The organism is Caldimonas hydrothermalis (genome assembly GCF_056746695.1).
On sequence record NZ_JBWQXA010000006.1, the window covers coordinates 128,828 to 155,520 of the forward strand.

The window sequence follows — 26,693 nt, forward strand, 5'->3', positions numbered from 1 at the left end:
TGCTCTGCGCGCCCCCCTGCCGGTGGGCGATGACCTTCCGGCCGCCAACGATGCGGCTCCTCCCGTGGCCGGCCGCAAGATCGGCGACGTGATCCTGGATGTGCGCAACATCTCGCTGAGCTTCGGCGGCGTCAAGGCGCTCACCGACATCAGCTTCAACGTGCGTGAGCACGAGATCCGCGCCATCATCGGCCCCAACGGCGCGGGCAAGAGTTCGATGCTCAACTGCATCAACGGCGTCTACCAGCCCCAGCAAGGGTCGATCGTCTTCCGCGGCCAGACCTTCAAGCACATGAACTCACGCCAGGTGGCCGAGATGGGGGTGGCGCGCACCTTCCAGAACCTGGCCCTGTTCAAGGGCATGAGCGTGCTCGACAACATCATGACGGGCCGCAACCTGCGCATGAAGAGCAACATCTTCCTGCAGGCCCTGCGCTGGGGTCCGGCCGAGCGTGAGGAGATCGCCCACCGCGAATTCGTCGAACGCATCATCGACTTCCTGGAAATCCAGGCTTACCGCAAGACGCCCGTGGGGCGCCTGCCCTACGGATTGCAAAAGCGCGTGGACCTCGGCCGCGCGCTGGCCATGGAGCCCCAGGTGCTGCTGCTCGACGAGCCGATGGCCGGCATGAACGTGGAGGAGAAGCAGGACATGTGCCGCTTCATCCTCGACGTGAACGACGAGTTCGGCACCACCATCGTGCTGATCGAGCACGACATGGGCGTGGTGATGGACATCTCCGACCGGGTCGTGGTGCTCGACTACGGCAAGAAGATCGGCGACGGCACGCCCGACGAGGTGCGCCGCAACGAAGACGTGATCCGCGCCTACCTGGGCACCAGCCACTGAGGACTTGCGATGGGATTCTTCCTCGAAACCCTGTTCGGCGGCCTGATGGCCGGCATGCTGTACTCGCTCATCGCCCTGGGCTTCGTGCTCATCTTCAAGGCTTCGGGCGTGTTCAACTTCGCCCAGGGCGCGATGGTGCTCTTTGCGGCGCTGGCGATGGCGCGCTTCTCGGAATGGATCCCGCAATGGACAGGGATCGACAGCCGCCTGTTTGCCAACGTCGGCGCCTTCATCCTGGCCATGGCGGTGATGGTGGTCGTGGCCTGGCTCATCGAGAAGCTGGTGCTGGGCAAGCTCGTCAATCAGGAAGGCATCACGCTGCTGATGGCCACGCTGGGCATCACCTACTTCCTCGATGGCGCCGGCCAGACGATCTTCGGATCGGACATCTACAAGATCGACGTCGGCCTGCCCAAGGACCCGCTCTTCCTCTTCGAAAACACCTTCCAGGGTGGCGTGCTGATCGGCAAGGAGGATCTCTACGCCGCGGGCATCGCCGCCGCTTTGGTGATCGCGCTCACGCTGTTCTTCCAGAAGACCGGCACCGGACGGGCCCTGCGTGCGGTGGCCGACGACCACCAGGCCGCGCAGTCGATCGGCATTCCGCTCGGGCGCATCTGGGTCATTGTCTGGAGCGTGGCCGGCTTCGTGGCACTGGTGGCTGGAATCATCTGGGGCTCCAAGCTGGGCGTGCAGTTCTCGCTGTCGCTGGTGGCACTCAAGGCCCTGCCGGTGGTGATCCTGGGCGGCCTGACCTCGGTGCCCGGCGCCATCATCGGCGGGCTGATCATCGGTGTGGGTGAGAAGCTCTCGGAGATCTACCTCGGCCCGATGCTGGGCGGCGGCATCGAGATCTGGTTCGCCTACGTGCTGGCCCTCGTCTTCCTGCTGTTCCGGCCCCAAGGGCTGTTCGGCGAGAAGATCATCGACCGCGTCTGAGCGAGAAGGAGAACCAGATGCTCTACCGTGAAAACGGCCAGTTCAAGACCAGCTATGCGGCCGACCTGGCCATCTTCCCGATCCGGCAGGACCGCATCGCCATCGGCCTGATCCTTCTCTTTGCCGCCTTCGTGGTGCCGGCGTTCGCCTCGGAATACCTCTTTCGCGCCATCCTCATCCCCTTCCTGATCCTGTCGCTGGCCGCCCTGGGCCTGAACATCCTCGTGGGCTACTGCGGCCAGATCTCGCTGGGCACCGGCGCCTTCATGGCGGTGGGCGCCTATGCGGCCTACAACTTCCAGATCCGCATCGAGGGCATGCCGCTGATCGCCTCGCTGCTGATGGGCGGCGTGTGCGCCACGGCGGTGGGTGTGCTGTTTGGCATCCCCTCACTTCGCATCAAGGGCCTGTACCTGGCAGTGGCCACATTGGCGGCGCAGTTCTTCGCCGACTGGGCCTTCCTGCGCATCAAGTGGTTCACCAACCACTCGGCCTCGGGGTCGGTGTCAGTCTCCAACCTCGAAGTGCTGGGCTGGCGCATCGACACCCCGATGGAGAAGTACCTGTTCTGCCTGGTCTTCGTCGTGGTGTTCGCGCTGCTGGCCAAGAACCTGGTGCGCAGTGCGATCGGACGCGAGTGGATGGCCATCCGCGACATGGACGTGGCCGCCAGCGTCATCGGCATCCGGCCGGTGTACGCCAAGCTCACGGCCTTTGCGGTGAGCTCCTTCATCGTGGGGGTGGCCGGCGCGTTGTGGGGCTTCGTGCACCTGAGCTCCTGGGAGCCGGCCGCCTTCAGCATCGACCGCTCCTTCCAGTTGCTGTTCATGATCATCATCGGCGGCTTGGGCTCCATCATGGGCAGTTTCTTCGGTGCGGCCTTCATCGTGGTGCTGCCCATCTTGCTCAACCAGGTGCCGCTGTGGCTCGGGGTGCCGATCTCCACGGCCCTGGCCTCGCACTTGGAGTTCATGATCTTCGGCGCCCTGATCGTCTTCTTCCTGATCGTCGAGCCTCACGGCCTGGCACGGCTGTGGTCCATCGGCAAGGAAAAGCTGCGCTTGTGGCCTTTCCCGCACTGAGTCCCCCCGGACGTTCCCTTCCTCGAACATCAACACGCACCCCGAGTGCATCCACCCCTAGGAGACAGGCATGAAACTCAAGTCGCTCGCTCTGGCCGCCACCCTGGCAGCCGCCGGTGCTGCCGCCCTGGTCACCACCACCGCGGCCCAGGCCCAGGCCCAGGCCCAGGCCAAGGAACAGTTCTTCCCCGTGCTGGTGTACCGCACGGGCGCCTATGCCCCCAACGGCGTGCCCTTCGCCAACGGCTATGTCGACTACCTCAAGCTCGTCAACGCCCAAGGCGGCCTCAACGGTGTGAAGCTGAGCTGGGAGGAATGCGAGACCGGCTACGCCACCGATCGTGGTGTCGAATGCTATGAGCGGCTCAAAGGAAAGAACGGTGGCGCCACCGTGTTCCAGCCACTGTCCACCGGTATCACCTTCGCGCTGACCGAGAAGGCCCCCGTCGACAAGATCCCGCTGATCACGGCCGGATACGGTCGCTCCGAGTCGGCGGACGGCGGCGTCTTCAAGTGGAACTTCCCGCTGCTGGGCACCTACTGGGTGGCCGCCGACATCCTGGTGCAGCATGTGGGCAAACAGCTCGGCGGCCTGGACAAGCTGCGCGGCAAGAAGATCGCGCTCGTCTACCACGACAGCCCCTATGGCAAGGAGCCCATCCCGCTGCTGCAGGAACGCTCCAAGATGCACGGCTTCGAGCTCATGACCATCCCCGTGACCCACCCGGGCGTGGAACAAAAGGCCGCCTGGCTGCAGATCCGCCAGCAACGGCCGGACTACGTCTTCCTGTGGGGCTGGGGCGTGATGAACTCGACCGCGCTGAAGGAGGCCGTGGCCACCGGCTACCCGCGCGACAAGATGTATGGCGTGTGGTGGGCCGCGGCCGAGCCCGATGTGAAGGACGTGGGGGATGCCGCCAAGGGCTACAACGGCCTGGCGATGCAGCATGGCACCGAGCCCAATGCCAAGGTCGTCAAGGACATCCTTGCCATGGTGCATGACAAGGGCCAGGGCACCGGCCCGCGCGAGGAGGTGGGCTCGGTGCTCTACATGCGCGGGCTCATCTCGGCCATGCTGGCCGTCGAAGGCGTCAAGCGCGCCCAGGAGAAGTACGGCCGCGGCAAGGTCATGACCGGCGAGCAGGTCCGCTGGGGCCTGGAGAACCTGGCACTCGACCAGAAAAAGCTCGACGCTCTGGGCTTTGCCGGCGTGATGCGCCCGGTCAGCACGTCCTGCAACGACCACATGGGATCGGCCTGGGCACGCATCCACACCTGGGACGGCACCAAGTGGAACTTCACCTCCGACTGGTATCAGGCCGACGAACAGATCCTCAAGCCCATGGTGAAGGCGGCGGCCGACAAGTACGCCGCCGAGAAGAAGCTCCAGCGCCGCACGCCCGCGGATTGCCAGTCTTGACCCACCCCCTACGCGCTACGCGCGCCCCCTGCGGGGGGCCGCGCTGGCGGGCCGGCGCAGCCGGCTGCGCGGCGCGTGCTCGATAAGGACGTCTCTCATGGCTACACCGCTACTCAACGTCAACGGCATCGAGGTCATCTACAACCACGTGATCCTCGTGCTCAAGGGCGTGTCGCTGCAGGTGCCCGAAGGGCGCATCGTTGCGCTGCTGGGCGGCAACGGGGCGGGCAAGACCACCACGCTGCGCGCGGTGAGCAATTTGCTCGCGGGCGAGCGCGGCGAAGTCACCAAGGGCTCGATCACGCTGCGCGGTGAGCGCATCGAGAAACTCACCACCGCCGACATGGTCGAGCGCGGCGTGATCCAGGTGATGGAAGGCCGGCACTGCTTCGGCCACCTCACCATCGAGGAAAACCTGCTGACCGGCGCCTACACCCGCAAGGACGGCAAAGCGGCGATCAACGCCACACTGGAGAAGGTCTACAACTACTTCCCCCGGCTCAAGACCCGCCGCCATTCGCAAGCCGCCTACACCTCCGGCGGCGAGCAGCAGATGTGCGCGATCGGCCGTGCGCTGATGGCCAACCCGAAAATGGTGCTGCTCGACGAACCCTCGATGGGCTTGGCACCGCAGATCGTCGAGGAGGTCTTCGAGATCGTGAAAGACCTCAACACCAAGGAGGGCACGACCTTCCTGCTGGCCGAGCAGAACACCAACATGGCGCTGCGCTATGCCGATTACGGCTACATCCTCGAAAACGGTCGCATCGTGATGGACGGCGAGGCCAAAGCCCTGGCCGAGAACGAGGACGTCAAGGAGTTCTACCTCGGCATGGGCGGCGGCGACCGCAAGAGCTTCCGCGACGTGAAGAGCTACAAGCGCCGCAAGCGCTGGCTGGCCTGACGATATGAGCGCCGACGACTTCTTTGCGTCACCGCCCTTCAAGCCCGATGCCGCTTTGGTGCAACTCAAGCGCAGCCTGCGTGAGCTGCGGCCGCTGCTCGAGCGCGGCGAAGGCTTCGAGCTGCAGGGGCAGCCGGTGCTGCAGCTCGGTGCGCAGGCGGATCACCTGCAGGTGCGCATCGCCAGGAAGCCCGCGCGCAGCCCGCAATGGGACACGCGCCAACTGAGGAACGCCGCCGAGGTGCGCAGCTTCATCGACGAAGTGAAGCGCCGCCTGGCCCGATGGAGTGAGGAATGAGCGCCACACCCGAGTTCTTTGACGCGCTGGAGACCCGCGACCCGGCCGAGCGCGAGACCGCGCTGATGGCGGCACTGCCCCGCCAGGTGGCCCATGCCCAGGCCCGGTCACCCGCCTTTGCCCAGATTCTCGAAGGCATCGACGCCCGCGCGGTGACGAGCCGCGAAGCCCTGGCCCGGCTGCCCGTGACGCGCAAGCACGAGCTGCTCGAACGCCAGAAGGCCCAGCGCAGCGCCGATGCGTTCGGCGGCTTTGCCACCATCGGCTGGCGCGGCATGGCCGGCGGCGCCGGCGCGCGCCGGGTGTTCCAGTCTCCCGGGCCCATCTACGAACCCGAGGGCGAGGCATCCGACTACTGGCGCATGGGTCGCGCCCTGTTTGCCGCGGGCTTCCGGCGCGGCGACCTCGTGCACTGCAGCTTCAGCTACCACCTCACCCCGGCCGGTTCGATGATGGAGACCGGCGCCCATGCCCTGGGCTGCACGGTCTTCCCCGGCGGAGTGGGCCACACCGAACTGCAGTTGCAGGCCATGGCCGAGCTGCGCCCCCAAGGCTATACCGGCACCCCCAGCTTCCTGAAGATCCTGCTCGACCGGGCACGCGAGACCGGCCTGAGCCTACCCAGCCTGCGCAAGGCCCTCGTATCCGGCGAGGCCTTCCCTGCGGCCTTGCGCGAGCACCTGCGTGAGCGGGGCATCGAGGGCTACCAGTGTTATGCCACGGCCGACCTGGGGCTCATCGCGTACGAAACCGCCGCACGCGAAGGCCTGGTGCTCGACGAAGGCGTCATCGTCGAGATCGTGCGCCCCGGCACCGGCGACCCCGTGGCCGACGGGGAGGTCGGTGAGGTGGTGGTGACCACCCTCAACCCCGACTACCCGCTGATCCGCTTCGGCACCGGCGACCTCTCGGCCGTGCTGCCCGGTCGCTGCCCCACCGGCCGCACCCACACCCGCATCCGGGGCTGGCTCGGGCGGGCCGACCAGACCACCAAAGTGCGCGGCATGTTCGTGCACCCGGGCCAGGTGGCAGAGATCGCCCGCCGACACCCCGAGCTGGGACGGGTGCGCCTGGTCGTGGAAGGCGAGATGGCCCAGGACCGCATGCGTCTGCACGTCGAATGCGCCCAGGCGCCCGAAGGGCTGGCCGATCGGGTGGCCGAGTCGATCCGCGAGGTGACCAAACTGCGCGGGGAGGTCGTCGTGGTGCCCCCCGGCAGCCTGCCCAACGACGGCAAGGTCATCGAGGACGCGCGCCGGTACGATTGAACCCGTCGTGCTGCACGGGGCCAGGGCAATCCCGCAGCCCGGCTTACGTAGTTTCCGTCATGGCGTGCGCGCGCCGCCGACCTACGATGCCTCGCTGTACGATTCCGCCTTTTGCCAACCCAGGAGATCAAGCCATGAAACGCCTGTTGCTGGCCGCCACCGCGGCCCTTGCCATGAGCGGCGTCGCTGCCCAGGACTTCCCCGGCAGCAAGCCCGTCACCTTCGTGGTGCCCTTTGCCGCAGGCGGTCCGACCGACAAGGTCGCACGCGACCTCGCCGAGGCAATGCGCAAGCCCTTGGGCGGCAACATCATCGTCGAGAACGTCGCAGGTGCCGGCGGCACGCTGGGCGGCACCCGCGTGGCCAAGGCCAACCCGGACGGCCACACCCTGCTGCTGTGGCACATCGGCATCTCCACCTCGCCGGCCCTGTACCGCAACCTGCAGTTCAAGCCGCTGGAGGACTTCGAATACCTCGGCCTGATCAACGAAGTGCCGATGACCCTGCTGGGCCGCCCCAACCTGCCGCCCAACAACTACGCCGAACTGGTCAAGTGGATCAATGAGAACAAAGGCAAGGTCAACCTGGCCAACGCCGGCCTGGGCGCGGCCTCGCACCTGTGCGGTCTGCTCTTCATGTCGCAACTCAAGGTGGACATGACCACCGTGCCCTACAAGGGCACCGGCCCGGCCATGACCGACCTGATCGGCGGCCAGGTCGATCTGATGTGCGACCAGACCACCAACACCACCCCCCAAATCGCCGCCGGCAAGGTCAAGGCCTACGCCGTCACCTCGCTGCAACGCCTGAACACGCCCGAGCTGCGCAACCTGCCCACGCTGGACGAGTCCGGCCTGAAGGGCTTCAACGTGAGCATCTGGCATGGCCTGTACGCTCCGAAAGGCACGCCCAAGCCGGTGCTCGACAAGCTGAACGCTGCGCTCAAGGAGGCGCTGAAGGATCCTGAATTCATCAAACGCCAGGCCGCCCTGGGGGCCGTGGTCGTCACCGACAACCGCGTCAACCCGGCCGAGCACAAGAAGTTCGTCGAGTCCGAGATCAACAAGTGGACCCCGGTCATCAAAGCCGCCGGCCAGTACGCCGACTGAACGGCCTCGCGACCTGAACACACGGCCCGCCTCGGCGGGCCGTTGTACTTGACGCCTCGTCAGCCCACCGTCAGCGGAATCGTCACCGGCCCATCGTTGATGAGGTGCACCTGCATGTCCGCACCGAAGACGCCGGCGGCCACCGGGGTGTGGCGCGCGCGGGCGCAGGCCAGGACCTGCTCGTACAGCGCCCGCCCCTGCCCGGCGGGCGCCGCCCCGGTGAAGCTGGGCCGGTTGCCGCCCGACACGTCCGCGGCCAGGGTGAACTGAGAAACGATCAGCAGGCCACCGCCCACGTCCACCACGCTGCGGTTCATCTTGCCGGCCTCGTCGCCGAAGATGCGCAGCTTGAGCAGCTTGTCCACCAGGCGCGCTGCCTGGATCTCGGTGTCCTGGGGCTGTGCGCACACCAGCACCAGCAGGCCGCGGCCGATCGCACCGACCACCTCGCCGGCCACTTCCACATGGGCTTGCCGCACCCGCTGCACCAACGCCAGCATCAGGTCTCCTTCGCCGCCGCCTCGTGCAGCCCCACCGGCTCCACCGACTGGGGCAGCAGCTCGATCGTCACCTTCAGGCCCGGCACCGCATCGGTCAGCGCGCGCTCGACCTCGGAGCGCCGGGCCGCGGCCAGCGACAGGCTCCAGCGCCCAGGCACGTGCATGTGGAACTCGCAGAACTTGTAGCGCGCCGCCCGCCGCGTGCGCAGGTGATCGAAGCGGATCTCCTCGCTGGCCAGCCCCGCCAGCACCCTCTGAATCACCGCCCGCTCGGATGCGCCCAAGGCCCGGTCCATCAGCCCGTCGATCGATCGGCGCAGCAGGCTCCAGGCCTCGCGCGTGATGTTCAGTGCCACCCCGATGGCCAGCACCGGATCCAGCCAGAGCCAGCCGGTCACCGGCACCAGCAGCACCCCACCGGCCACGCCGATCGAGGTCCACACATCGGTCATCAGGTGGCGGCCGTCGGCCTCCAGCGCGATGGAGTCGTGCTCGCGCGCGGCGCGCAGCAGCATCCAGGCCACGCCGCCGTTGATCAACGAACTGACCACCGACAGCACCACCCCCAGGCCCAGCGCTTCCAGGGGTTCGGGAGCCAGCAGGCGCTGCACCGCCGCCCAGATGATGGCCAGCGCCGCCCCCAGGATGAGCAGGCCCTCGAAGCCGCTGGAGAAGTACTCGGCCTTGCCATGACCGAAGGGGTGTTCGTCGTCGGCCGGCGCGTGAGCAATCGTCACCATCGCCAGCGCGAAGACGGCCGCGGCCAGGTTGACGAAGGACTCCATCGCATCGGACAGCAGGCCCACCGACCCGGTGAACCACCAAGCCGCCGTCTTCAGCGCGATCGTGACCACCGCCGCGGCGACAGACCACTGCAGGTAGCGGGCGACCTTCATCACAGCGGCCTACCGGCCAGGCTCAGGTGAGCGTCACGCGCGCGAACTTGCGCTTGCCCACCTGCACGACGAAGCGGCCCGGCTGGACCTTCAGGGCCTTGTCGGACACCACGGCGCCGTCGATGCGCACGCCGCCCTGCTCGATCAGGCGCAAGGCCTCGCTCGTGGATGGCGCCAGCCCCGCCTGCTTGAGCAGGGCCCCGATGCCCAGCGGCGCCCCGGCAAGCTGCACCTCGGGCATCTCGTCGGGAATCCCTCCCTTGGACCGGTTGACAAAGTCCTGTTCGGCCGCATCGGCCGCGGCGGCACTGTGGAACCGAGCGGTGATCTCCTTGGCCAGCATCACCTTGGCGTCGCGGGGGTTGCGACCGGCTTCGACCTCGGCTTTCAGCGCGGCGATCTCAGCCTCACTGCGAAAACTCAGCAAAGTGAAGTACTTCCACATCAGCGTATCGCTGATCGACATCAGCTTGCCGAACATGTCGTTGGCCGGTTCGGTGATGCCAATGTAGTTGCCCTTGGACTTGGACATCTTCTCGACGCCGTCCAGGCCCTCGAGCAGCGGCATGGTCAGGATGCACTGCGGCTCCTGGCCATACTCCTGCTGCAGGTGGCGGCCCATCAGCAGGTTGAACTTCTGGTCGGTGCCGCCCAGCTCCAGGTCGCTTCGGAGCGCCACCGAGTCGTAGCCCTGCATCAGCGGGTAGAGGAACTCGTGCACCGAGATCGGCGTGCCGGCCTTGAAGCGGTCGTGGAAGTCGTTGCGCTCCATCATGCGCGCCACGGTGTACTTGGCGGCCAACTGGATCATGCCGCGCGCCCCGAGCGCATCGCTCCACTCCGAGTTGTAGCGGATCTCGGTCTTCTCCGGGTCGAGCACCAGGCTGGCCTGGCGGTAGTAGGTCTCGGCATTGGCGCGGATCTGCTCGGCCGTCAGCGGCGGACGGGTGGAGTTGCGCCCGGACGGGTCGCCGATCATCGAGGTGAAGTCGCCAATCAGGAAGATCACCGTGTGGCCCAGGTCCTGGAGCTGGCGCATCTTGTTCAGCACCACGGTGTGGCCCAGATGGATGTCCGGCGCCGTCGGGTCCAGGCCGAGCTTGATGCGCAATGGCACGCCAGTTGCTTCAGAACGGGCCAGTTTGTTCAGCCAGTCTTCCTGCGGCAACAATTCCTCGCAACCGCGTAACGAGATGTTCATCGCCTCGCGCACTTTGTCAGTCACGGGGTAGCGCGGTGTCAAGGTGGACGAGGAAGGACTGCCCGAAGCGGAAGACTGAGCCGAAGAGGTGGACATACGGGTTATTTCAGAGGGTTGTCGCGAGAGGCGGTTGATATACTCCAACGCTTTAAAAACAGCCCCTGGCAGGCGCCTTGGATTCTAGTGGAGCGGCAAAGGCCCTCCGCTGGTGACCAGGGGGGTTCAACTCGCGGGCGGGGCCCCGGCCGGTGAGACCGGCGCGGCGTGTCGCTCCTCAGCAGTCAGAAGATCCGTGAAGTTGTTGGAGTCTTGGGAGCGCCACGCGCGCCGCGCCGCCACGTGGGCGCATCGTCATCATCGCGGGCTGGCCGGTGTCGTGCTGGCCGCCCTGTTCGGCACGGCCATCACCGCCTTCGGAGTGGCGCCGCTCGCCCCCGATGCCGCCGATCTGCCCAAGCGCCTGATCGCCGAGCAGGTCGAGCCGCCGGACTGGCAGGCCCAGCTCGAAGCGCTGGGGGAGTTCGAGCTGCAACTCACCCGCAACGACCTCACCCGCGCCACCGACACCGTCGACACCCTGCTGGCCCGACTGAACGTCACGGACGCCCAGGCGGCCGCCTTCCTGCGCAACGACCCCGTCGCGCGCCGCCTGATGCAAGGCCGCGCGGGCAAGATGGTACAGGCCCAGGTCGGCCCTTCGGGAGAGCTGCATCGGCTCATCGCCCGCTACCCGGCCGAAAAGGCCGAGCAATACGCCACCCATTTCACCCGCCTGACGGTCGAGCGCTCGGGCGAGAGCTTTGCAGCCCGCATCGAGCAGGCCGAACTGAACAGCCAGGTGGCCCTGCGCAGCGGCACGATCGAAAGCTCGCTGTGGGCGGCCACCGCGGCCTCGCAGATCCCCGACACCGTCACCATCCAAATGGCGGAGATCTTCGCCAACGAGATCGACTTCCGGCGCGACCTGCGCCGCGGCGACTTCTTCGCCGTGATCTTCGAATCGCTCGAAGCCGATGGGGAGCCCATCACTTGGAACCAGGCGGCCGGGCGCGTGCTGGCCGCCCAGTTCACCAACGCCGGCCGGGTGCACGAGGCCTACTGGTTCCGCGATCCGGTGCTGGGCAATGCCGCCTACTTCGACCGCAAGGGTGAGAGCCTGCGGCGCGCCTTTCTGGCCTCGCCGATGGAGTTCTCGCGGGTGTCCTCGGGCTTCGCGATGCGCTTCCACCCCATCTTGAAGACCTGGCGCCGCCACCTCGGGGTGGATTACGCCGCGCCCACCGGCACCCCGGTGCGCACCGTGGCCGATGGCGTGGTCGAGTTCGCCGGCTGGCAAAACGGCTATGGCAACGTGATTTTCATCCGGCACACGGGCGGGCGTGTCACCGTCTACGCCCACCTGAGCCGCATCAACGTGCGCCAGGGCCAGCGCGTCGAGCAGGGCCAGCACATCGGTGCCGTGGGCGCCACCGGTTGGGCCACCGGCCCGCATCTGCATTTCGAGATCCGCGAGAACGGCCAGCATGTGGACCCGCTGCGCGTGGCCCGCAGCTCCGAGGCCTTCTCGATCGCCCCGGCCTCGCGCACGCAGTTCCAGGCCCAGGCCCTGGCCTTGCGGAACCAGCTCGCCCTGGCCTCTCAGCAGCAATTCGCCCAGGCTGAATGACCGAGCCAGCCCCCAGCGACGAGGCGGCGCCCGGCGAGGTGGTCCTCGGCCTGATGTCAGGCACCTCGCTGGACGGGGTGGATGGCGTGGCCGTGCGCTTCGGCCGCGGCGAGCCGCCAGCCCTGCAAGTTCTCGCCCATGTCGCCGAGCCGCTGGATGCGACCTTGCGCGAGGAGCTGCTGGCCCTGAACCGCCCCGGCGACAACGAACTGCACCGTGCGGCGCTGGCCGCCAACGCCCTGGCCAGGGTCTATGCCGGCGTGGTGCGGCGGCTGCTCGATGCCCTGCCGGCATCGCTGCGCGGGGCCGTGCGGGCCGTCGGCGCCCATGGCCAGACGGTCCGGCACCGGCCGGGCGAATTCGATGGGCATGGCTATACCGTGCAGCTCCTGAATGCCGCCTTGCTGGCCGAGCTCTGCGGCCTGGACGTGGTGGCCGACCTGCGCAGCCGCGACGTGGCCGCCGGGGGCCAGGGTGCCCCGCTGGTGCCGGCCTTCCACGCCGCCTGTTTCGCCCGGCCCGGCGCCTGGGTGGCCGTGCTCAACCTGGGCGGCATCGCCAACCTCAGCCTGCTCGGCCCGCAGGGTGAGGTGCGCGGCTTCGACTGTGGTCCGGGCAATGTGCTGCTGGACGCGTGGTGCCAGCGCCATCTCGGACAACCGTATGACGCGCAAGGCCGCTGGTCGGCCCAGGGCCGGGTGCTGCCCTGGCTGCTCCAGGCGCTGCAGGCCGAACCCTGGCTGGCTGCGCCTGCGCCCAAGAGCACCGGGCGCGACCTCTTCCATGCCGACTGGCTGCAGGCCCGGCTCGACGCCGGGCCGCCTTGCGCACCGGTGGACGTGCAGGCCACGCTGTGCGAGTTCACGGCCACCTGTGCTGCCGACCACCTGCAGCGCCATGCCCCGGCCACACAGGAACTGATCGTCTGTGGCGGCGGCGCGTTCAACACCGACCTGCTGGCTCGGCTGCGCGCGCGGCTGCCGGGCATGGTGGTGCGGGACTCCGGACAACACGGCCTGCCCCCGCTGCAGGTGGAGGCGGCCGCCTTCGCCTGGTTGGCCCGCGCGCGCCTGCAGGGTCGAGCGGGCAACCTGCCCGCCGTCACCGGGGCGTCCGGTCCGCGCGTGCTGGGCGCCCTGCACCACGCCTGAAGCCCCGAAGCCCCCCCAAAACGAACGGCGCGCCCGAGGGCGCGCCGCACAGGATCGGAGAAGGAGCGGCTCAGACCGAGAAGCTCGAACCGCAGCCGCAGGTGGTCGTGGCGTTCGGGTTTTTGATCACGAACTGGGCACCCTGCAGGTCTTCCTTGTAGTCGATCTCGGCGCCGACGAGATACTGCAGGCTCATCGCATCGATCAGCAGGGTGACGCCGTTCTTCTGCATCTGCGTATCGTCTTCGTTGACGACCTCGTCGAAGGTGAAGCCATACTGGAAGCCCGAACAACCGCCCCCCTGCACGAACACGCGCAGCTTCAGGTCGGGGTTGCCTTCCTCGTCGACGAGCTGCTTGACCTTCTCGGCAGCGCTGTCAGTGAAGATCAGCGGGGCGGGCATCTCGGCGGTGGGGGTTTCAAGGACGGCACTCATGCAAACTCCTGGTGGGCCGACGCGGCCCGGTGACCGGATTATCCGTTATTGGACGCCAGCTTCAACGCAGCAGCCCCGCTGCCGGCCGACTCGGCGGCCGGCCCGGGCGCATCGCCCTTGAGCGGGTGCAACTCCCCGTCGATCGTGGCCCCCTGGTGCATCTCCAGGGATTCGTAACGCACCGGCCCGATGATGCGGGCACGCGGCTGCAATTCGAGCAGGTCTTCGGCCTCCACGGGGCCCTCGACGATCCCGTTGATGATGACATGGCCGGCCTTGACCTTGCCGCGGACCCGGGCTTTCTCGCTGATGACCAGCACACTCGGCGCCTCGCCCTGGGCCACAACGTCGCCCAGCACTTCGCCGTCGATGCGCAGCCCCTCGGCGAAGGCGACGCGCCCTTCGATGCGGGTGCCCTCGCCGATGAGGGTGCGGATGGGGGGCTGCTTCTTGCGTCCGAACATGGTGCTCTCCAACGTGGTGGCCACCCGAGGCGGCAGCGGCAAGGTGCCGCCTGGGTTGCTCGTGCGAATGTCGATGTCCCGCCCGGCCCTGGCCTGGCTGCGGCACGCACGCCCGCCGCGGGCTTGTTCCCAGCGGCGCTGCGGCTTCAGAGCTTGAGCGTCTGCTGAGCCCGCACCGTGCCGTCGGCATCGGTCACGCGGACTTCGAGTTGTTGTACCACGGCCGTCGGCGGAAAGTCGATGATGCCCTGCACACGTTTGTAATGTTTTACGACCACGGCACGCGCCCCTTCCGCCCGGGTCTGGCTCCACGGCCGGCCGTCGAGCGTGCCCACGAGCCGGATCTCGTAGAGCCCGCGGAATTCAGGCTGGGTGCGGCCGTTTTGCATGATGAGCAATTGGTAACGCATCTGCCCGGGCTGGGCAACCTCGGCCTGCAAACCCCGCACCGCCAGCGGCCCGCCGGTGGCCGGCAGCAGACGCTCGAAGAACCCCAGGTCGTCCTGCAAGGCCAGGTTCTCGGCTTCGAGCTGCCGCATCTGCTCGGCCAGGCGTTCCTGGGCGGCGCGCTCCATCTTCAGCAGGCTTTCGGCCGCATTGGCAATCGACTGGGCCTGGTCGCGCTCCTCGCGCAACTGGCGCAGTTCGGCCTGCAGGCGCGCCAGCTCGGCGCGCTCGACCCGGTCAAGCCCGGCGATGTCCTTGCCGAACTCGAAGGCCCACAGCGCGATGGCGCCGGAAAAGCCCAGCACCAGCGCCAGGGCGGCCCAGCGCAGCGGCCAGGGCAGATGGCTGCGCACGATCATGCGCGGGGCACTGACCGACAGCCGCCGCCTGATCAGCTTCCAGCGCAAGCGCGGTCTCCGACGACGCGGTTCAAGGCAGCACCGGCACTTGCAGCAGGCCGGTGGTTTCGTCCAGGCCGCACATCAGGTTCATGCACTGCACGGCCTGACCCGAGGCGCCCTTGGTGAGGTTGTCTTCCACGACCAGCACCATGGCCAGGTCGGGTGCGGGCTTGTGCACCGCGATGCGCACGAAGTTGGAGGCGCGCACCGAGCGGGTCTCGGGCGCCGAGCCGGCCGGCATCACGTCCACGAAGGGTTCGTGGCGGTAGTGGTCCTCGAACAGGGCCTGCAGGTCGGTTTGCTGGCCAGTGGGCGTCAGACGGGCGTAGAGCGTGGAGTGGATGCCGCGGATGGCCGGGATCAGGTGCGGCACGAACACGCAGTGCACCTCGGAAGAGCCCGGGGCCACGCCGGCGATCACGCGCAACTGCTGATTGATCTCGGGCCCGTGGCGGTGGCCCTTGACGCCATAGGCCTTGAAGTTGTCGGACGCTTCGGCCAGCAAAGTGTGCACCTCGGCCTTGCGGCCCGCGCCCGACACCCCCGAGGCACAGTTGGCGATCAGGTGGGCTGCATCGACCAGACCCGGCGTCTTGAGCAGCGGCGCAAAGCCGAGCTGGACGCTGGTGGGATAGCAGCCGGGGTTGCCGACGATGCGAGCCTTGCGGATGGCCTCGCGATGCAATTCGGGCAGTCCGTAGACCGCCTCGGCCAGCAGGTCGGGGCAGGCATGGGGCATGCCGTACCAGCGCTCGAACTCGGCCGTGTCTTTGAGGCGGAAGTCGGCCGCCAGGTCGATGATCTTGACGCCCGCGGCCAGCAGCTCGCGCGCCTGCGCCATCGCCACGCCATGGGGGGTGGCGAAGAACACCACATCGCATTCGTTCAGCCGGGCCTCGTCGGGCGTGGTAAAGGCCAGGTCCACCCGGCCGCGCAGCGAGGGGTACATGTCGGCCACCGGCATGCCCGCTTCCTTGCGCGAGGTGATGGCGGTGATCTTCACCTGGGGATGCTGCGACAGCAGGCGCAGCAGCTCGACGCCCGTGTAACCCGTTCCCCCGACGATACCAACCTTGATCATGGACCGCTCTCCAGCGAAGAATTGTTCATTGTAGAAGCACAAAAGCCACCCGAAGGCGGCTTTTGCGATCTGTTTCCCCTCAGCGGCCACCGCAGATTCGGCGGCACCGGTCCGCCTGAGGCGCCCCCTAGAGGGGGCGGCCGCAGGCCGCAGGGGGTGGGGGGCGTCTCAGCGCTTGCTGAACTGCTTACGACGGCGGGCGCCGTGCAGACCGACCTTCTTGCGCTCGACCTCGCGGGCGTCGCGGGTCACGAAACCGGCCTGGCTGAGCGCGGGCTTGAGCGCCGCGTCGTAGTCGATCAGGGCGCGGGTGATGCCATGACGCACCGCACCGGCCTGGCCGGACTCACCGCCGCCATGCACGTTGACTTTGATGTCAAAGGCGCCATCGTTGTTGGTGAGCACCAGGGGCTGCTTGACCACCATGATGGAGGTCTGGCGGCCGAAGTACTGGTCCACCGGGCGGCCGTTGACCAGGATCTGGCCGGTACCCTTCTTCAGGAAGACGCGGGCCACCGACGACTTGCGCCGGCCCGTGCCGTAGTTCCAATTGCCGATCATCGCCGCTCCTTAGATTTCCAGCGTCTTGGGCTGCTGGGCGGTGTGCGGGTGCTCGGCCCCGGCATACACCTTCAGCTTCTTGATCATCGCGTAGCCCAGGGGGCCCTTGGGCAGCATGCCCTTGACCGCCTTTTCCAAGGCGCGGCCGGGATGCTTGGCCTGCATGTCCTTGAACTTGGTGGCGTAAATGCCGCCCGGATAGCCGGAGTGACGGTAGTAGATCTTGTCCTCGGCCTTGTTGCCGGTGACGCGGATCTTGTCGGCGTTGACGACGATGATGTAGTCGCCCGTGTCGACGTGGGGCGTGTAGATGGGCTTGTGTTTGCCACGCAGGCGCAGAGCGACTTCGCTGGCCACTCGTCCGAGCACCTTGTCGGTGGCGTCGATCACAAACCAATCGTGCTTCACGTCAGCGGGCTTGGCGCTGAAGGTTTTCATGGAAGTTCCGATCAGTGAGGTCCAACCCTGGAAGCTCCGCGCAGGCGGTCGGTGCTGCTTGTGGTTTGCAGCCTCTTAGGCCCTGGGGCACGGGAATCTTCCACAACGCCACCCGACCAAAGCTTTTGGGAATCGACCTGGGCCGACTCGAAAGAGCGCCAGTCCGGCAGCGCATTTCCCGGGGTTGCACTCGGGAAAACGCGCAAGTATACAGGCTCGCGGGGCCGGCTGCCAGGCCGGCCGTGCCACAGCGGCTTGATGAGAAGACCTCACGGCCTTCGCGGCGGTCGGCCCGGGGGGTGGCCAGATCCGTGATTTCGAGGCATACTAGGGTTAACCCTTATCGGAGAGCATGTCATGGGCTACCCCGGCGACATCCTGAGCCGGCCGAAGTATGGACTGGACCGACACGACCGGCCCCAGTCCGAACCGCAGACCCCGCCCCAGGGCCCTGGTACGCCGTCCTGGCTGGCGAACTGGGTGCCGATCCGCGCGCTGGCGCCGCGGCACCGCCCGCGCATCCTGGCCCACCTGCTGGGGCTGGACGCCCAGGATCGCTACCTGCGCTTCGGCTACCCGGCCAGCGACGCCCAGATCGAACAGTACGTGCACAAGCTCGACTTCGAGCGCGACGAGGTCTTCGGCATCTTCAACCGGCGGCTGCAGCTCATCGCGGTGGCCCATCTGGCCTACCAGGCGCCGCAGCAGGTCCGCGGACAACCGGCCATGGTCGAGTTCGGGGTGTCGGTGTCGAAGTCGGCCCGCGGGCGCGGTTACGGGGCCCGGCTGTTCCAACGGGCGGTGATGCACGCCCGCAACCGGCAGGTCGACACGCTCTACATCCACGCCCTGAGCGAGAACACGGCCATGCTGAAGATCGCCCGCAAGGCGGGGGCAACCGTGGTGCGCGACGGCAGCGAGTCCCAGGCTTGGTTGAAGCTGCCGCCCGACACCTTGGCCACGCATTTCGAGGCCCTGCTGGAGACCCAGGCCGCCGAGATGGATTACCGGCTCAAGCTCCACGCCCGCCGGTTCGCCGAGTGGCTGGATGCCTTGGCCGAAGTGAAGGCCAACATCGGACCGCACCACCCGAGCAGCAGCTGAACGGGCGCCCCACGGGCCGCCAGGCCCGCACCGCGGCCTGGCCCCTCAACTGGGCGATGGCCGCAGCAGCCAGGCGCCCTTAGCATCGCGTCCATGTGATGGCCCCACGGGCGGCACGCGGTAGCGCGAGCGCCCCTGACGTTGCGGGCCCCCTTCCGCAATGGCCATGCAATCCCTGACCCTGATTCTCGTCGTGGTGAGTTCCGTGCTGCTGGGGGCGGGTCTGAGCCTGTGGATCACCCACCGGCATCGTGGCGAGACCCTGCCGCGCGAATGGCATCTGACGCTGCGCCCGGTGTTCACCGCCGACGAGCGGCGCATGTACCGCCAGTTGCGCGAGGCATTTCCCGAGCATGCGATCCTGGTGAAGCTGCCGCTGACGCGCTTCACCCAGGCCAGCGAGCCCGAGCGGGCCGGCTACTGGCACCAGCTCATCGGCAACCTGCATGTCACTTTTGCGATCTGCAATCTCAACGGCCGGGTGATCGCGGCCATCGACATCGAGGGCGCGCGCGGCGGATCGCGCCGCGCCACGGCCATCAAGACCGGCGTGCTCAACGCCTGTCGGGTGCGCTATTTGTGCTTCATGGTGGACGACCTGCCTTCGCTGCTGGAGGTGCAGCGCCTGGTGCTGCACGACAGCCCGCTGCCGATGCCGGCCACACGCGGAGCAGCCAGCGCCCCGTCGCCGCTGGACGATGCCCGCCACACGCTGGAGCGCACGGTGCGCCAGCGCCGCGAGCAGCGCAGCGCGCTGTGGCAGGACTCGGCGTTCGCGCAGGACTCTTTCTTCGCACCCGACAGCCGGCTCGACGGCATGGTCGAAAGCGGCTTCACCCCTCTGCCACCGGCCGCTGCGGCATGGCCCGCCGAACGGCCCAGCGACATCGGCGGCGTGGTGGTGGACTCTGCGGCGCCGGCCGCCCCGCGGCACTGAACGGCGGCCGGCCGCGTAGCATGTCGGGATGAGCGACCCCACCTCTTCTGCCCACGCTTACGCCCGCCTGACCCCCGATCTGGTGCTCGACGCCCTGGACCACGCCGGGCTGCGCGGCGACGGACGTCTGCTGCAGCTCAACTCCTACGAGAACCGCGTGTTCCTGTGTCACCTGGAAGACGGCAGCAGCGTGGTGGCCAAGTTCTACCGGCCGCAGCGCTGGAGCGACGCGCAGATCCTCGAGGAACATGCCTATGCCTGCGAACTGGCCCAGGCCGAGATTCCCGTGGTGGCGCCGCTGGTACTGTCGGGGGCGGCGGCCGGGCAGACCCTGGGCCAGTTCGAGGGTTTCCGCTTTTCGGTGAGCCCACGGCGCGGCGGGCGCTCGCCCGAACTCGACGATGCATCAACGCTGCAATGGCTGGGCCGCTTCATCGGCCGCATCCATGCCGTGGGCGCGCTGCGGCCCTTCGTGCACCGGCCCTGGCTGGACGTGACGAGCTTCGGCGAGGACTCGCTGGCCTGGCTGCTCGATCATGGCATCGTGCCGCCCGACGTGGCGCCCGCCTGGACGGCGGCCGCGCGGGCGGCGCTCGATGGCGTGCGCCGCTGCTTCGAGGCAGCCGGCGAGGTGGCCCGCCTGCGCCTGCATGGCGACTGCCACGTGGGCAACATCCTGTGGACGCAGGCCGGCCCGCATTTCGTGGACCTGGACGATGCGCGCATGGGCCCGGCGGTGCAGGATCTGTGGATGCTGCTGTCGGGCGACCGCGCGGCACGGACACGCCAGCTCAGCGAGGTGCTGGCCGGCTACGAGGATTTCATGGCCTTCGACCGGCGCGAGCTGCACCTGGTGGAAGCCCTGCGCACGCTGCGCCAGTTGCACTTCAGCGCCTGGCTGGCGCGGCGCTGGGACGACCCGGCTTTCCCGGCCGCCTTCCCCTGGTTCGGCAGCTCGGCCTGGTGGAGTGGCCAGGTGGTCCAGCTGCGTGAGCAGCTGGAGGCGATGGCCGAGCCGCCGCTGGCGGTGTGAGGGATCAGCCGGCGAGCAAGGCGTTGACGCGCTTGACGTAGGCGGCCGGGTCTTCGAGCTGCCCTCCCTCGGCCAGCAAGGCCTGGTCGAAGAGGATGTGGGCCAGATCCTCGAAGCGCTCGCTGCCGTCCAGGCGCTGGACGAGCGGGTGCTCGGTGTTGATCTCGAGGATGAAGCGGGTCTGCGGCGCGTTCTGGCCGGCCTGCTTGAGCAGGCGCACCAGGTGGGCGCTCATCTCGCCCTCGTCGGCCACCAGGCAGGCGGGGGAGTCCACCAAGCGGGTGGTGACGCGCACGTCCTTGGCCTTGTCCTTGAGCGTTTCCTTCAGGCGCTCGACGATGGGCTTGAAGGCCTCGGCGGCCTGTTCGGCTTTTTTCTTCTCTTCCTCGTCTTGCAGCGAGCCGAGATCGACCGCGCCCTTGGCCACGCTGTGCAGGGGCTTGCCGTCGAACTCGTAGAGGTAGTTGAGCATCCACTCGTCGACGCGGTCGGTCAGCAGCAGCACCTCGATCCCCTTCTTGCGGAAGATCTCGAGCTGGGGGCTGTTCTTGGCGGCGGCCAGGGTGTCGGCGGTGATGTAGTAGATGGCCTCCTGGCCATCCTTCATGCGCGAGACATAGTCGGCCAGCGACACCAGGCCATCGTCGGCTTGGGTGGAGGCAAAGCGCAGCAGCTTGGCCAGGCGCTCGCGGTTGGCGTTGTCTTCGCCCACACCTTCTTTGAGCACCGCGCCAAATTCTTTCCAGAACTGGGCGTACTTGTCCTTGTGGTTCTCGGCGAGATCTTCCAACATGGACAGCACACGCTTGGTGCAGCCCTCGCGGATGGCCTTGACGTCGCGGCTTTCCTGCAGCAGCTCGCGCGAGACGTTGAGCGGCAGGTCGGCGCTGTCAACCACGCCCTTGACGAAGCGCAGGTACACCGGCATCAGCGCCTCGGCGTCGTCCATGATGAAGACGCGCTTGACGTAGAGCTTCACCCCGCCGCGCTTGTCGCGGTTCCACAGGTCGAAGGGGGCCTTGGCCGGGATGTAGAGCAACTGGGTGTATTCGGTGCGGCCCTCGACGCGGTTGTGGGTGTAGGCCAGCGGGGCCTGGGTGTCGTAGCTGATCTGCTTGTAGAACTCGTGGTACTGCTCTTCGGTGATGTCGCCCTTGGCGCGGGTCCACAGGGCCGCGGCCTGGTTCACCGTCTCCCACTCGTCCTTCAGGACGTACTCGCCCTTGTCTTTGTCCCATTCCTCCTTGCGCATCAGGATGGGCAGGGAGATGTGGTCGGAGTACTTCCCGATGATGGACTTCAGGCGCCAGCGGCTGAGGAAATCGGCCTCGCTCTCGCGCAGATGCAAGATGACGTCAGTGCCGCGTTGGGCGCGGGTGAGGGGCTCGACCTCGAAGTCGCCGGTGCCCTCGCTGCTCCAGCGCACGCCCTCCTCGGGCTTGAGGCCCGCCCGGCGCGACTCCACGGTGATGCGGTCGGCCACGATGTAGCCGCTGTAGAAGCCCACGCCGAACTGGCCGATGAGCTGGGCGTCTTTCTGCTGGTCGCCCGAGAGGCGGCCCATGAACTCGCGGGTGCCGCTCTTGGCGATGGTGCCGAGATTGGCGATGGCCTCTTCGGCGCTCATGCCGATGCCGTTGTCGCTGATGGTGATCGTGCGCGCGGCCTTGTCGAAGCTCACGCGGATTTCGAGGTTGGGCTGGTCCTCGTAGAGCTCGTTGTGGTGCAGGGCTTCGAAGCGCAGCTTGTCGCAGGCGTCCGAGGCGTTGGAGATCAGCTCGCGCAGAAAGATTTCCTTGTTGGAGTACAGCGAGTGGGTGACGAGGTGGAGCAGCTGCTTGACTTCGGCTTGGAAGGAGAGGATTTGCTTGTCCATGGCGTCTTTGGAAAGGAAGGGGCCGGCAGCCCACAGATGAGCGCACAACATGGGGGCGAGTCGGCGGGCTTCAAGACCCCGGCCGAAAAAAAGCCCGCCGGGTGAGGGCGGGCGGGAAGCCGGGGCCGGCCTCGGGGCCCCGGGGTCACGAGGGCGGCGGCCGGTTCAGGGGGCTGCAGGCTCCACGAAGACGGCCACACTGCGGCCGGGCACGGTGAAGCTGCCGGTGCCGGAGGCAAAGCTCGCGCCCCGCACCCGGGGGTCGCTGCCACCGGCCAGCACGGGGTGCAGGCTCAGGCTGCGGCCCGCCAGCGCGGCCACGGCATAGGTCTGGACGTTGGGTGCGGCGTTGATGAGCACCACCAGGTTGGCATAGCGGCCGTCCCCGCACAGGCTGCCGTCGTTCTTGCGACCGGTCACGCGCATCACGATCAGGCCGTCGCGCTGGTTGGCGGCGTCGGGGAAGCTGACGCAGTCGCGCACATCGGCCCCGCTGCGCAGGCGCAGCATGGTGGTGTCGCGGCGCACGCGCAGCAGGTCGAGCACGGCGTCGCGGGTAGCCCGGATGTCAGCGGCCGACGGCGCAATGTTGGTGTTGCTCAGAATGGGGCGCATGCGGTCCCATTCGGCCTGGTTCTTTTCGGCCGAGGGCAGGCCCATGGTGCCGAAGTAATTGGTCGTGGCCGACCAGTCGATGCGGTTGAACCAGTCGCCGGCGTTGTAGCTGTCGCGGTCCAGGCTCTTGCTGCGCAGCAATTCGTCGCCCGCATGCAGGAAGGGGATGCCCTGGCCCATCAGCACCGTGCCGAGGGCCACCACCTGGGCCCGCGCGCGCTCGGACGCCGCGGTCGTGGCGGGCAGCTTGAACTGGTGGATGTCGAACAGCGTCTCGCCGTCGTGCACGCCGGCGTAGTTGATGACCTCGTGCGGATCGGCGGTGTAGCCGGCGGGTTGGCCACCATAGTCGTACGAGGACGCCAAGCGGCCGTTGAGCACGAAGTCGTGCACGCTGCCGGCCAACCCCAAGCGGATGAGGTTCTGCTGGTAGTGCAGCTCCTCGCGCTGCTCCGAGGTGCAGGTGCTGCCGTTGAGCGCGTTGTTGTCGTAGCAGCGTCCGTTGGCGAAGCCCTGGCGGCGCAGCACCGCGTCGCCCACATCGAACGGACCACCGCCGCGGATGGCGTCGCGGATGCGGTCGCTGAAGGAGCCGATGCCCGTGCCGCGCAGGTGGGCCTGGCGGGCCTGCACGAACTGTCGGTCGTTGGCCACTTCGCCGAAGTTCCAGGCTTCGCCGTAGTAGAGCAAGGGGCGGCCGGCGGCGGCGTCCACCGCGGTGCGGGCGGCCTGCATCGCGGCCAGCGGAATGTGGCCCATGATGTCGAAACGGAAGCCGTCAACCTTGTACTCGACCGCCCAGGTCTTCAGGGTGTCGATCATCAGCTTTTCCATCATCGCGTACTCGGGAGCGGTGTTCTCGCAGCAGGTCGAGCGCTCGATGAAGCCGTCGCCGTTGAGGCGGTAGTAGTAGCCCGGCACGATGCGGTCGAGGAAGCTGCCGCTGGTGTGGTTGTAGACCACGTCGAGCACCACGCGCAGGCCGTTGCCGTGCAGGGCCTGCACCATCTGACGAAACTCGCGCACACGCACCGCGCCGTCGGCCGCATCGCTGGCGTAGCTGCCTTCGGGAGCGCCATAGTGGCGCGGGTCATAGCCCCAGTTGAAGCAGTCCTCGTCCTTGGTGGCGGCCACGGTGGCCTGCGGCACCGTGCTGGTGGGACCGTCGGAGGTGACCGAGGGCGTCACGCAGCCGGTCTCGGGGATGGTGGCGAGATCATAGGTGGGCAACAGGTGCACGTGGGTGAGGCCGGCCGAGGCCAGGGCCTGCAGATGGCGCACGCCGTCGGTGCCGGTCTGCGCGAAGGCGGTGTACTTGCCGCGGTGCGCCGCCGGCACGGTGGCGTCGTTGGCCGAGAAGTCACGCACGTGCAGTTCATAGATCACGCTGTCCGAGGGCGCCTGCAGCGGCGGGATGGCATGGCCGTCCCAGCCGGCGGGCTTGAACATCGCATCGGAGAGCCGCGCCACCATCGCCGCCTGGCTGTTGGCATTGAGGGTGAGGGCATAGGGGTCGGTCACGGTGTTCGTGACCACGCCGCCGTCCTGGCGCGAATAGACCTGCACCCGGTAGGTGTAGTAGGCGTTGTTCACCCAGTCGGCTTCGCCGGTGTGGCTCCACACGCCAGAACCAGGATCCTCGGTCATGGCACGCAGCGGCTGCCCGGCGATGGCCAGCTCGACCGAACGCGCCGTGGGCGCCCACAGGCGGAACACCGGACGGCCTTGCGTGTCGAAGCTCAATCCCAGCGTCTGCGGGCGCGCCTGGGCAGCATACACATCGTCGAGCACCCCCTGGATCTGCAACTGCGTGGCGTGGGTGACTTGGCCCTGGACCAGGCGCGCCACGACGAGCTGGCCCTTGAGCAGCGAGCGGACCTCGGAGGCCGCGGCCACCGGCAACGCAAAGGCCGGTGCACCCGCCAGGTGGCGGAAGCGCTCGCGCAGTGCAGTGTCCAGCGTGGTGGTGCTCAGCGCATGAAAGCCGTCGGCCCCCTGGACGCCCGAGGCACTGACGGTGATGCCGCCCTGGGCGGCGTGGTACAGGCGCAGTTCGCCGCCGGGCGGCAGGCCCGGCCAGACCAGGCGCGAGGCGGACAGCCACATCGCGCGGGCATGGCCGATGTTCAGGCCGCTGGCGGCCTGGGCGCTGTCGTAGGTGGTGCAGTCCCCCTGCTTCAGCCAGATCTCCTGGCCGCGGGTGGCGATGTCGGCCGTGAAGGACGCCACGCGGTCGCACTCCTGGTCCTTCTCGGCCTCGGAGGCGCTGGTGGGCCGGTTCAACAGGAAGTCCATCCGGCCGGCCGATGGGTTCACGGGGATGTCGACATAGCGGCCGTAGCCGTCGGAGGCCCCAAACTCGAAGCGCGGCGAACCGGGCCAGCCGCTCGAGGGGGTCGTCGGTCCATGCCAGGCGTAGACGCCCCAGCCGGCATAGTCGCCGGCTGCACGCTGGTAATGGACCCGCAGCGTCCCGGGCGCCACCGCAGGGGCCCCCTCATCGCCGCCGCCATCGCTCCCCCCACCGCCGCCGCAGCCGGCCAGCAGACCAACCCCACCGGCCACCATCAGGGCCGCCCAGAAGCGGCTCCAACCTCGTCTCATCCCGTTCGTCATCGTCGTCTCCTGAGTTCGGTACCGGGAGGGGGCACGATGGACGAAGCCAGGGCGTGCTCAGCCTCCAGATACGGCGACCGGGATGTTCGCGAAGTAAAACTACAAAATCAACTCTGGGACAAACCCTGAAACATTCGGGGCGCAGGAACGATTGCCAAGTGATTGATAAACAATAGGTATTTCGCCTGTTCCACGCCGCGGAATCGGCGGCCGAGCGGCCGAGCGGAAAACCCCTTCGCTGGAGTCGATGTAGTTAAATTACCATCACTCGACGGAGCATTCCCCACTCCAGCGCTCGCACTGCTGCCGGACGAGCTCGGGCAGGAGGTGTTCACGGGCGTGAACTTGGCGCGCCCAGGTGGCGTCATTGCCGTGGCGCTCGAGCTCCAGGCGCAGGTAGTCCAGCGCCGCCTCCGCCTTCAGCTCGATGGCATGCGACTCCAGCCGGGCCAGGGTGGCCAGGATGTCCTCGCGCAGGCTGCGGTGCTCCCCGGTCTTGGGGTCGACGAAACTGCCTTCGGGCCCGAAACGGCAGGCCTGGAAGCGGTTGAAGGTATAGACGAGGTAGTCGTCCTCGGCGAGCTCGAAGGGCTTCTCCACCGTCAGCCAGCGCGAGACGCACTGGATGTAAGCCGCCAGGGCCGCGGCCTTGTCGATCGTGAGCGGGGTGTCGAGCACGCGCACCTCGATCGTGCCGAATTCAGGCTTGGGGCGGATGTCCCAGTAGAAGTCCTTCATGCTCTGGACCACGCCGGTGCGCGTCATCTTCTCGAAAAAGATCCGGAAGTCGTCCCAGGTGGTGCAAAACGGCGCGCGGCCCGACAGCGGAAAGGCAAACACCGAGTTCAGCCGCGCCGAGTGGAAGCCGGTGTCGGTGCCCTGCACGTAGGGGCTGGAGGCCGACAGCGCGATGAAGTGGGGGATGAAGCGCGACAGGCCGTGCAGCAGCACCAGGGCGTCATCCGGCCCCGGGCAGCCCACGTGCACATGCTGGCCGAAGATGGTGAACTGCTTGGACAGATAGCCGTACAGCTCGGAGAGCATGTGGAAGCGCGGCGTGTTGAAGATGCGCCGTTCGCTCCAGTCCTGGAAGGGGTGGGTGCCGCCGCCGCACAGGCCCACGTTGAGCTTGCGTGCACACTCGACCAGCGCGTCGCGGATCTCGGTGAGCTGGCCCAGGGCGTCGGCATGGTGGCGGCAGATGCCGGTGGACAGCTCGATCATGCTGTCGGTCATCTCGGGCTTCACGTCGCCGGGGATCTTGCGCTTGGCCATCAGGCGCAGCAGGTCGGCCGAGCTGGGGGAGAGGTCGTAGTCGTGGCGGTTGACGATGGCCAGTTCGAGCTCGACGCCCAGGGTCAGCGGTTCGGAGGTGGAGAAGGCTTCCAGGCTCATGGGGT

Annotated in this window: 25 protein-coding genes; 13 read left to right on the top strand and 12 right to left on the bottom strand. The window is 67.7% G+C overall.

What is annotated here, in order from left to right; genetic code table 11:
* Positions 1 to 64 precede the first annotated feature (64 nt).
* The 8 genes from AC1ECW_RS09675 to AC1ECW_RS09710 all read left to right on the top strand — a co-directional run bounded on the left by AC1ECW_RS09675 (position 65) and on the right by AC1ECW_RS09710 (position 7,870).
* Positions 65 to 850 (top strand): ABC transporter ATP-binding protein, encoded by a 786-nt coding sequence (locus AC1ECW_RS09675; RefSeq protein ID WP_409704312.1) that lies wholly within the window; start codon positions 65 to 67, stop codon positions 848 to 850.
* A gap of 9 nt (positions 851 to 859) precedes the next feature.
* Positions 860 to 1,789 (top strand): branched-chain amino acid ABC transporter permease, encoded by a 930-nt coding sequence (locus AC1ECW_RS09680; protein WP_409704289.1) that lies wholly within the window; start codon positions 860 to 862, stop codon positions 1,787 to 1,789.
* Between the two features lie 17 nt (positions 1,790 to 1,806).
* Positions 1,807 to 2,871 carry a branched-chain amino acid ABC transporter permease gene (locus AC1ECW_RS09685; protein WP_409704291.1) on the top strand — a complete coding sequence of 355 codons (1,065 nt, stop codon included), beginning with the start codon at positions 1,807 to 1,809 and terminating at the stop codon, positions 2,869 to 2,871.
* A 70-nt stretch (positions 2,872 to 2,941) separates the two neighbouring features.
* The gene (locus AC1ECW_RS09690; protein WP_481201725.1) at positions 2,942 to 4,291 is read left to right on the top strand and encodes an ABC transporter substrate-binding protein; all 1,350 of its coding nucleotides are present in this window, start codon (positions 2,942 to 2,944) and stop codon (positions 4,289 to 4,291) included.
* Between the two features lie 97 nt (positions 4,292 to 4,388).
* Complete coding sequence (locus tag AC1ECW_RS09695) at positions 4,389 to 5,195, top strand: ABC transporter ATP-binding protein (RefSeq protein WP_409704296.1); 807 nt, start codon at positions 4,389 to 4,391, stop codon at positions 5,193 to 5,195.
* Between the two features lie 4 nt (positions 5,196 to 5,199).
* Positions 5,200 to 5,493 carry a hypothetical protein gene (locus tag AC1ECW_RS09700; protein WP_409704298.1) on the top strand — a complete coding sequence of 98 codons (294 nt, stop codon included), beginning with the start codon at positions 5,200 to 5,202 and terminating at the stop codon, positions 5,491 to 5,493.
* The gene (locus AC1ECW_RS09705; RefSeq protein ID WP_409704300.1) at positions 5,490 to 6,761 is read left to right on the top strand and encodes a phenylacetate--CoA ligase family protein; all 1,272 of its coding nucleotides are present in this window, start codon (positions 5,490 to 5,492) and stop codon (positions 6,759 to 6,761) included. Before AC1ECW_RS09700 ends, AC1ECW_RS09705 begins: the two co-directional genes overlap by 4 nt.
* Positions 6,762 to 6,895: 134 nt before the next feature.
* A complete protein-coding gene (locus AC1ECW_RS09710) occupies positions 6,896 to 7,870 on the top strand; it encodes a tripartite tricarboxylate transporter substrate binding protein BugD (protein WP_409704302.1) in 975 nt (324 codons plus the stop codon).
* A 59-nt stretch (positions 7,871 to 7,929) separates the two neighbouring features.
* On the opposite strand, the gene dtd is transcribed toward AC1ECW_RS09710, so the two are convergent.
* The 3 genes from dtd to tyrS are packed head-to-tail and all read right to left on the bottom strand — an operon-like array spanning position 7,930 to position 10,467.
* A complete protein-coding gene (dtd, locus tag AC1ECW_RS09715) occupies positions 7,930 to 8,370 on the bottom strand; it encodes a D-aminoacyl-tRNA deacylase (RefSeq protein ID WP_409704304.1) in 441 nt (146 codons plus the stop codon).
* Positions 8,370 to 9,266, bottom strand: coding sequence for a cation diffusion facilitator family transporter (locus AC1ECW_RS09720; RefSeq protein WP_409704306.1), 897 nt, complete (start codon positions 9,264 to 9,266; stop codon positions 8,370 to 8,372). The genes dtd and AC1ECW_RS09720 overlap by 1 nt, the downstream gene beginning before the upstream one ends.
* 22 nt (positions 9,267 to 9,288) lie before the next feature.
* Complete coding sequence (tyrS, locus tag AC1ECW_RS09725) at positions 9,289 to 10,467, bottom strand: tyrosine--tRNA ligase (RefSeq protein WP_409704314.1); 1,179 nt, start codon at positions 10,465 to 10,467, stop codon at positions 9,289 to 9,291.
* A gap of 292 nt (positions 10,468 to 10,759) precedes the next feature.
* Between tyrS and AC1ECW_RS09730 the strand changes: the two genes are divergently transcribed.
* The gene (locus AC1ECW_RS09730; RefSeq protein WP_481201726.1) at positions 10,760 to 12,133 is read left to right on the top strand and encodes a peptidoglycan DD-metalloendopeptidase family protein; all 1,374 of its coding nucleotides are present in this window, start codon (positions 10,760 to 10,762) and stop codon (positions 12,131 to 12,133) included.
* Positions 12,130 to 13,284, top strand: coding sequence for an anhydro-N-acetylmuramic acid kinase (locus tag AC1ECW_RS09735; protein ID WP_481201727.1), 1,155 nt, complete (start codon positions 12,130 to 12,132; stop codon positions 13,282 to 13,284). Before AC1ECW_RS09730 ends, AC1ECW_RS09735 begins: the two co-directional genes overlap by 4 nt.
* Positions 13,285 to 13,354: 70 nt before the next feature.
* Here the strand turns inward: AC1ECW_RS09735 and erpA are convergent, their stop codons facing one another.
* From erpA to rplM, 6 genes are all read right to left on the bottom strand, one after another.
* Complete coding sequence (erpA, locus tag AC1ECW_RS09740; RefSeq protein ID WP_409710552.1) at positions 13,355 to 13,720, bottom strand: iron-sulfur cluster insertion protein ErpA; 366 nt, start codon at positions 13,718 to 13,720, stop codon at positions 13,355 to 13,357.
* Between the two features lie 38 nt (positions 13,721 to 13,758).
* Positions 13,759 to 14,184, bottom strand: coding sequence for a bactofilin family protein (locus AC1ECW_RS09745; RefSeq protein ID WP_409710554.1), 426 nt, complete (start codon positions 14,182 to 14,184; stop codon positions 13,759 to 13,761).
* A 146-nt stretch (positions 14,185 to 14,330) separates the two neighbouring features.
* A complete protein-coding gene (locus AC1ECW_RS09750; RefSeq protein WP_409710557.1) occupies positions 14,331 to 15,038 on the bottom strand; it encodes a DUF6776 family protein in 708 nt (235 codons plus the stop codon).
* A 22-nt stretch (positions 15,039 to 15,060) separates the two neighbouring features.
* Complete coding sequence (argC, locus tag AC1ECW_RS09755; protein ID WP_481201728.1) at positions 15,061 to 16,113, bottom strand: N-acetyl-gamma-glutamyl-phosphate reductase; 1,053 nt, start codon at positions 16,111 to 16,113, stop codon at positions 15,061 to 15,063.
* 168 nt (positions 16,114 to 16,281) lie between these two features.
* Positions 16,282 to 16,674, bottom strand: coding sequence for a 30S ribosomal protein S9 (gene rpsI, locus AC1ECW_RS09760; RefSeq protein ID WP_409659944.1), 393 nt, complete (start codon positions 16,672 to 16,674; stop codon positions 16,282 to 16,284).
* A 9-nt stretch (positions 16,675 to 16,683) separates the two neighbouring features.
* On the bottom strand, positions 16,684 to 17,112 hold the full coding sequence (gene rplM / locus AC1ECW_RS09765) for a 50S ribosomal protein L13 (RefSeq protein WP_019561105.1): 429 nt from the start codon (positions 17,110 to 17,112) through the stop codon (positions 16,684 to 16,686).
* Between the two features lie 357 nt (positions 17,113 to 17,469).
* On the opposite strand from rplM, the gene AC1ECW_RS09770 reads away from it, so the two are divergent.
* The 3 genes from AC1ECW_RS09770 to AC1ECW_RS09780 all read left to right on the top strand — a co-directional run bounded on the left by AC1ECW_RS09770 (position 17,470) and on the right by AC1ECW_RS09780 (position 20,186).
* Positions 17,470 to 18,216 (top strand): GNAT family N-acetyltransferase, encoded by a 747-nt coding sequence (locus AC1ECW_RS09770; RefSeq protein WP_409707835.1) that lies wholly within the window; start codon positions 17,470 to 17,472, stop codon positions 18,214 to 18,216.
* A gap of 166 nt (positions 18,217 to 18,382) precedes the next feature.
* Positions 18,383 to 19,153 (top strand): DUF2726 domain-containing protein, encoded by a 771-nt coding sequence (locus tag AC1ECW_RS09775; protein ID WP_409707838.1) that lies wholly within the window; start codon positions 18,383 to 18,385, stop codon positions 19,151 to 19,153.
* 28 nt (positions 19,154 to 19,181) lie between these two features.
* Positions 19,182 to 20,186, top strand: a complete 1,005-nt coding sequence (locus AC1ECW_RS09780; protein WP_409707841.1) for a serine/threonine protein kinase — start codon at positions 19,182 to 19,184, stop codon at positions 20,184 to 20,186.
* 4 nt (positions 20,187 to 20,190) lie between these two features.
* Here the strand turns inward: AC1ECW_RS09780 and htpG are convergent, their stop codons facing one another.
* The 3 genes from htpG to AC1ECW_RS09795 form a co-directional block, all read right to left on the bottom strand.
* The gene (gene htpG, locus AC1ECW_RS09785; RefSeq protein ID WP_409707844.1) at positions 20,191 to 22,062 is read right to left on the bottom strand and encodes a molecular chaperone HtpG; all 1,872 of its coding nucleotides are present in this window, start codon (positions 22,060 to 22,062) and stop codon (positions 20,191 to 20,193) included.
* Positions 22,063 to 22,227: 165 nt separating this feature from the next.
* On the bottom strand, positions 22,228 to 25,281 hold the full coding sequence (locus AC1ECW_RS09790) for an alpha-1,6-glucosidase domain-containing protein (RefSeq protein ID WP_481201729.1): 3,054 nt from the start codon (positions 25,279 to 25,281) through the stop codon (positions 22,228 to 22,230).
* Positions 25,282 to 25,557: 276 nt separating this feature from the next.
* Positions 25,558 to 26,688 (bottom strand): YbdK family carboxylate-amine ligase, encoded by a 1,131-nt coding sequence (locus AC1ECW_RS09795; RefSeq protein ID WP_409702316.1) that lies wholly within the window; start codon positions 26,686 to 26,688, stop codon positions 25,558 to 25,560.
* Positions 26,689 to 26,693 lie beyond the last annotated feature (5 nt).

Bases quoted from the DNA above. Each gene is read 5' to 3' on its own strand.
- AC1ECW_RS09770 (WP_409707835.1), top strand. From the start codon at position 17,470: ATGGGCTACCCCGGCGACATCCTGAGCCGGCCGAAGTATGGACTGGAC.
- AC1ECW_RS09775 (WP_409707838.1), top strand. From the start codon at position 18,383: ATGCAATCCCTGACCCTGATTCTCGTCGTGGTGAGTTCCGTGCTGCTG.
- AC1ECW_RS09790 (WP_481201729.1), bottom strand. From the start codon at position 25,281: ATGAGACGAGGTTGGAGCCGCTTCTGGGCGGCCCTGATGGTGGCCGGT.
- AC1ECW_RS09705 (WP_409704300.1), top strand. From the start codon at position 5,490: ATGAGCGCCACACCCGAGTTCTTTGACGCGCTGGAGACCCGCGACCCG.
- rpsI (WP_409659944.1), bottom strand. From the start codon at position 16,674: ATGATCGGCAATTGGAACTACGGCACGGGCCGGCGCAAGTCGTCGGTG.
- AC1ECW_RS09735 (WP_481201727.1), top strand. From the start codon at position 12,130: ATGACCGAGCCAGCCCCCAGCGACGAGGCGGCGCCCGGCGAGGTGGTC.
- AC1ECW_RS09690 (WP_481201725.1), top strand. From the start codon at position 2,942: ATGAAACTCAAGTCGCTCGCTCTGGCCGCCACCCTGGCAGCCGCCGGT.
- erpA (WP_409710552.1), bottom strand. From the start codon at position 13,720: ATGAGTGCCGTCCTTGAAACCCCCACCGCCGAGATGCCCGCCCCGCTG.
- htpG (WP_409707844.1), bottom strand. From the start codon at position 22,062: ATGGACAAGCAAATCCTCTCCTTCCAAGCCGAAGTCAAGCAGCTGCTC.
- AC1ECW_RS09720 (WP_409704306.1), bottom strand. From the start codon at position 9,266: ATGAAGGTCGCCCGCTACCTGCAGTGGTCTGTCGCCGCGGCGGTGGTC.
- AC1ECW_RS09700 (WP_409704298.1), top strand. From the start codon at position 5,200: ATGAGCGCCGACGACTTCTTTGCGTCACCGCCCTTCAAGCCCGATGCC.
- AC1ECW_RS09780 (WP_409707841.1), top strand. From the start codon at position 19,182: ATGAGCGACCCCACCTCTTCTGCCCACGCTTACGCCCGCCTGACCCCC.
- AC1ECW_RS09710 (WP_409704302.1), top strand. From the start codon at position 6,896: ATGAAACGCCTGTTGCTGGCCGCCACCGCGGCCCTTGCCATGAGCGGC.
- rplM (WP_019561105.1), bottom strand. From the start codon at position 17,112: ATGAAAACCTTCAGCGCCAAGCCCGCTGACGTGAAGCACGATTGGTTT.
- AC1ECW_RS09745 (WP_409710554.1), bottom strand. From the start codon at position 14,184: ATGTTCGGACGCAAGAAGCAGCCCCCCATCCGCACCCTCATCGGCGAG.
- AC1ECW_RS09685 (WP_409704291.1), top strand. From the start codon at position 1,807: ATGCTCTACCGTGAAAACGGCCAGTTCAAGACCAGCTATGCGGCCGAC.
- AC1ECW_RS09680 (WP_409704289.1), top strand. From the start codon at position 860: ATGGGATTCTTCCTCGAAACCCTGTTCGGCGGCCTGATGGCCGGCATG.
- AC1ECW_RS09695 (WP_409704296.1), top strand. From the start codon at position 4,389: ATGGCTACACCGCTACTCAACGTCAACGGCATCGAGGTCATCTACAAC.
- dtd (WP_409704304.1), bottom strand. From the start codon at position 8,370: ATGCTGGCGTTGGTGCAGCGGGTGCGGCAAGCCCATGTGGAAGTGGCC.
- AC1ECW_RS09795 (WP_409702316.1), bottom strand. From the start codon at position 26,688: ATGAGCCTGGAAGCCTTCTCCACCTCCGAACCGCTGACCCTGGGCGTC.
- argC (WP_481201728.1), bottom strand. From the start codon at position 16,113: ATGATCAAGGTTGGTATCGTCGGGGGAACGGGTTACACGGGCGTCGAG.
- tyrS (WP_409704314.1), bottom strand. From the start codon at position 10,467: ATGAACATCTCGTTACGCGGTTGCGAGGAATTGTTGCCGCAGGAAGAC.